The sequence below is a fragment of the Peribacillus sp. genome, assembly GCF_059453735.1.
Map to the genome: position 1 here is coordinate 1 of NZ_JAZVJO010000519.1, position 3,875 is coordinate 3,875.

5 protein-coding genes are annotated in these 3,875 nt (G+C 40.4%); 1 reads left to right on the forward strand and 4 read right to left on the reverse strand.

The genetic code is table 11. From position 1 onward, the window contains the following. Positions 1 to 79 precede the first annotated feature (79 nt). From AC52RT_RS17205 to AC52RT_RS17220, 4 genes are all read right to left on the reverse strand, one after another. Positions 80 to 448: a DUF948 domain-containing protein gene (locus AC52RT_RS17205; RefSeq protein ID WP_495541878.1), complete on the reverse strand. Its 369-nt coding sequence runs from the start codon at positions 446 to 448 to the stop codon at positions 80 to 82. A gap of 84 nt (positions 449 to 532) precedes the next feature. Continuing rightward, the gene (locus AC52RT_RS17210; RefSeq protein ID WP_495541879.1) at positions 533 to 943 is read right to left on the reverse strand and encodes a DUF948 domain-containing protein; all 411 of its coding nucleotides are present in this window, start codon (positions 941 to 943) and stop codon (positions 533 to 535) included. Positions 944 to 1,051: 108 nt separating this feature from the next. After that, positions 1,052 to 1,633, reverse strand: coding sequence for a hypothetical protein (locus AC52RT_RS17215; RefSeq protein ID WP_495541880.1), 582 nt, complete (start codon positions 1,631 to 1,633; stop codon positions 1,052 to 1,054). A 106-nt stretch (positions 1,634 to 1,739) separates the two neighbouring features. Further along, positions 1,740 to 2,918, reverse strand: coding sequence for a pyridoxal phosphate-dependent aminotransferase (locus tag AC52RT_RS17220; RefSeq protein ID WP_495541881.1), 1,179 nt, complete (start codon positions 2,916 to 2,918; stop codon positions 1,740 to 1,742). 57 nt (positions 2,919 to 2,975) lie between these two features. On the opposite strand from AC52RT_RS17220, the gene AC52RT_RS17225 reads away from it, so the two are divergent. Then, on the forward strand, positions 2,976 to 3,758 hold the full coding sequence (locus AC52RT_RS17225) for a carbon-nitrogen family hydrolase (protein WP_495541882.1): 783 nt from the start codon (positions 2,976 to 2,978) through the stop codon (positions 3,756 to 3,758). Positions 3,759 to 3,875: the final 117 nt, after the last annotated feature.

Below are 3,875 nucleotides of genomic sequence, written 5' to 3' on the forward strand. Positions count from 1 at the left end.
ATTTCCACATCACGATCAAAAGCTTGAAAGCAGAATTCAACAATTATGTAGTTGCTTTTCATCGTGTACGGTTCTCATTTTATCTGCTGTTCGTTTTCGGTCTAGAAGTATTGATTTTTATAGGAGACCGATTACTACCGAATTCAGTAGTAGCGGCCTTTTTCACCGTATTCGTCACTGCGTGGATAGCTTCCCCCACATCTTGAGCAGAATCGATCAGCGGGTCTACCGCCTTGATTTTACCTTTAACATCTACCGTTATTTCGTTGGCTGTTCGAAGGAGTTGTTTGGATTCGTCTGATAAATCGTGGATAGCGTTTCTGACATCTGCTAATGTTTGATTTGCTTCTCCTAAAGTAGTCATCCCTTTTTGAAGAGTCGAAATTAAATAGACCACTAACCAAATAAAAGCAAGCGCGATTGCTGCGACACTATATTGAATAATCATCTTTTGCTCCCCCTCAGTATTAAAATCGTTGCAACATAAACAGCATGAAAACAATGGTGAGTTCCCGGGGTGTCTAGACATGTTTTACTTTAGTTTTATATGGACTCCCTCTTGCTGTACCAATGGAGCTGATGGCTTCGTTGGAACTGTTGGTGTACTTGGTACATTTGTTGAATCTGAATGAGTCTTCCCGCTCTTACTAGCTTCCTTAATAGAATGAGTAACGTTATGAATCATCTCTCCAACATCCTGTGCAGATTCTAATAACGGATCGACATTTCTGATTTTCCCCTTAACATCTACGGTAATTTGATTGGCGGTATGAATTAATTGTTTCGACTCCTCTGTTAATCCATGAACAGCATTTCTAACTTCAGCAAGTGTCTTATTGGTTTCTTCGAGTGTCCCCATCCCCTTTTGTAGTGTCTGATTTAGCGTATAAATTAAATAGACTACCGCCCCTGATATCGTGCCAATACTTATTTTTTTTAACATGTCCTACTCACTCCTCTCCATAAAAAGTATGCAAAAGAGGCTGATTTGATTACCTGTAAGCAAAAAAAAAAGACAGCACCATTATTAGATTGGAACTGCCTGTTACCCTTATAAAGGAGTTGTTTCTATGCCATACTGATCAGCCAGCTTCATTAGCTTCTCTTCATATTCTTGGTATTGCTCTTGAGATTTTTGAAAATCATTTTGTGCTTCCTGAGCAAGACTTTGGTCGTTCGTTTCGATGGCTTTCACATCTTTAGTTAACGCTGCGGTCTCACTATTTAAATAGCCGAGAAATAGTTTATGTACATCGACAATAGACTGTGATTTTGGATCAATTGCTTTTGCTTCATTGACCTTTTTCGCGAATTTTGGATTATAATCATCTTCCAGATAGCTCAAAGCTGCATCAATATCCGTTTCCTCTATATATTCAGTCCTATATTCTTCATCAAGAGCATTCATTTCCATAATCACTTCATTAACTGTCGCAATATAGGAGGCTAATTCAGTGGCTACTGGATCTGAAGTCGTTTCCTTTTCTTTAGTTGTTCCATCCGTTGCTGTCGTGTCCGTACTTTCATCTACTATAACTTCCTTTGTTTCTTCTGTATTCTCTTTTGCATCGTCTTGGCAGCCAGTTAACATCATGAATGCTGCTCCTGTCAGTAACCATACTTTCCTTTTCATCAGTACGATTCAACCTCCTTAAACATTTAACATCTAACATAGAACTCCTTCCCTCTAACAAGAAGAATAAACCATTAGAGGAATATGATTACATTTTCTACGAAATTCAATCAACAAAAAGGTCTAATGCTTTTATTCTTTTTACCGCTTCTCTCAATCTGTCTTCAGAACAGAGCAGTCCAACTCTCACGTATCCCTCGCCGAATTCTCCAAACCCATTCCCTGCAGCAACAGCTACGTGTGCTTTTCTTAGCAGAAGGTCAGAGAATTGCTCTGAAGTATAAGGTTTAGGAACTTTTAGCCAAGCAAAAAAAGATCCTTCTGGTGCAGTAACGTTCCAGCCAAGTGATCGTAGTCCATCAATTAATACCTCCCTCCTATCTTGGTAACGATCAATCAATTCCTCCACACATGTTTGTGAGTCTAGCAGTGCAGCAGCTGCGGCTTCCTGAATAGCAGGAAACAAACTAACATATAAATGATCCTGCAACAGGTTAATAGCTTCAATGACACTTTTATTGCCCACAGCAAAGCCGACACGCCATCCAGCCATATTATATGTTTTTGATAATGTATAAATTTCAATACCGATTTCTTTTGCTCCAGGGGTTTGAAGAAAACTAAGCGGTTTTTTCCCATCAAATCCAATCGCACCATAGGCAAAGTCATGAACCACACAAATGGAGTGTTTCTTTGCTAATTTGACAGTTCGTTCAAAAAAGTCGGAAGTGGCCGCTGCACCGGTAGGATTATTGGGATAATTTAAATACATCAGCTTAGCAAGATTCAACGTTTCTACTGAAAGAGCCTGATAATCCGGAAGGTACTGTTTCTCTTCCAAAAGAGGCATAATTGCCGTTTTCACTTGGGCCAGCATGATTCCAGAGAGATAATCCGGGTACCCTGGATCTGGGACGAGTACGGTATCACCGGGGTTTAACAGGCATTGCGGAAGCTGTACCAATCCTGCCTTCCCTCCAAACAAAATCGCTACCTCTGACTCCGCATCAAGCTCGACTCCATATTCTCTTTGATAATAAGCGGCAGCCGCGTCTTTTAAATACGGGTATCCTCTAAATGGGGAGTACTTATGGTTCTTAGGATTCTTGACCGCTTGCTGAAGCTTTGCGACAATATGAGGAGGAGTTGGTTGATCAGGATTTCCTTGCCCTAGATTAATGACGTCATGACCTTTTGCCTTTTCAGCTTCTACTTGAGCCGCTAGTGAGGCAAAGAATTGTTTGGGAAGCGAGTTTAGTAAGTTCGATTTAATAAAGTCAACCATATAAGCACCTTCTCTGAATTTTTTATGTAACGAGCTTACTAGAAATGAGGGATGATAATGAAATGGAAAATCGCCTGCATTCAAATGGATATTGTTTTTGGTAACCCCGAAGAAAACTATCAACGAATACGGCATCAAATAAAAATGGCTGCAGTATCAAAACCTGATATTGTCGTCCTCCCCGAGCTTTGGACTACTGGTTATGACCTGACGAGACTAGATGAATTAGCCGATCATGAAGCTGATCGAACCATTCGTTTTTTACAGGAATGCGCATTAGCTCATTCCATCCATCTTGTCGGTGGATCTGTTGCTCGGTCTACACCGGAGGGCATTTATAATACCCTCATTATTGTTTCCAACAAAGGAAAAGTTGTTAAATTGTACGACAAACTTCATTTGTTTCAATTAATGAATGAGCATCATTTTCTATTGCCTGGACAGAAAGATGGTGCCTTCACTTTGGATGGACAGCACTGTGCCGGGTTCATTTGTTACGACATTCGTTTTCCAGAATGGCTTCGTGTTCATTCAGCTGGCGGAGCTGGTGTCCTATTTATTGCTGCCGAATGGCCGGAACCTCGGATTTCTCATTGGCGCGCGTTATTGATTAGTCGAGCAATTGAAAACCAGGCCTATATCGTTGCTGTCAACAGAGTTGGTTCAGATCCTGCAAATAAATTCGGCGGACACTCTATGGTCATCAACCCCTGGGGAGAAATTATCGCTGAAGCCGGCGAACAGGAAGAAATACTTCTAGCAGCGATTGACCTAGAAATCATCGATCGTGTGCGAAAACAAATACCTGTTTTTCAGGACAGAAGACCAGAATTTTATTAATAAATCAAATAATTCGATTATTTCTGTATTTACTATATCATGATTTTCTGCCTTGAACTCAAAGTCCCTTTCTAAGGAAGCAAAAAAAACAGGCTGCATAAGCAATTAATTGCTTGT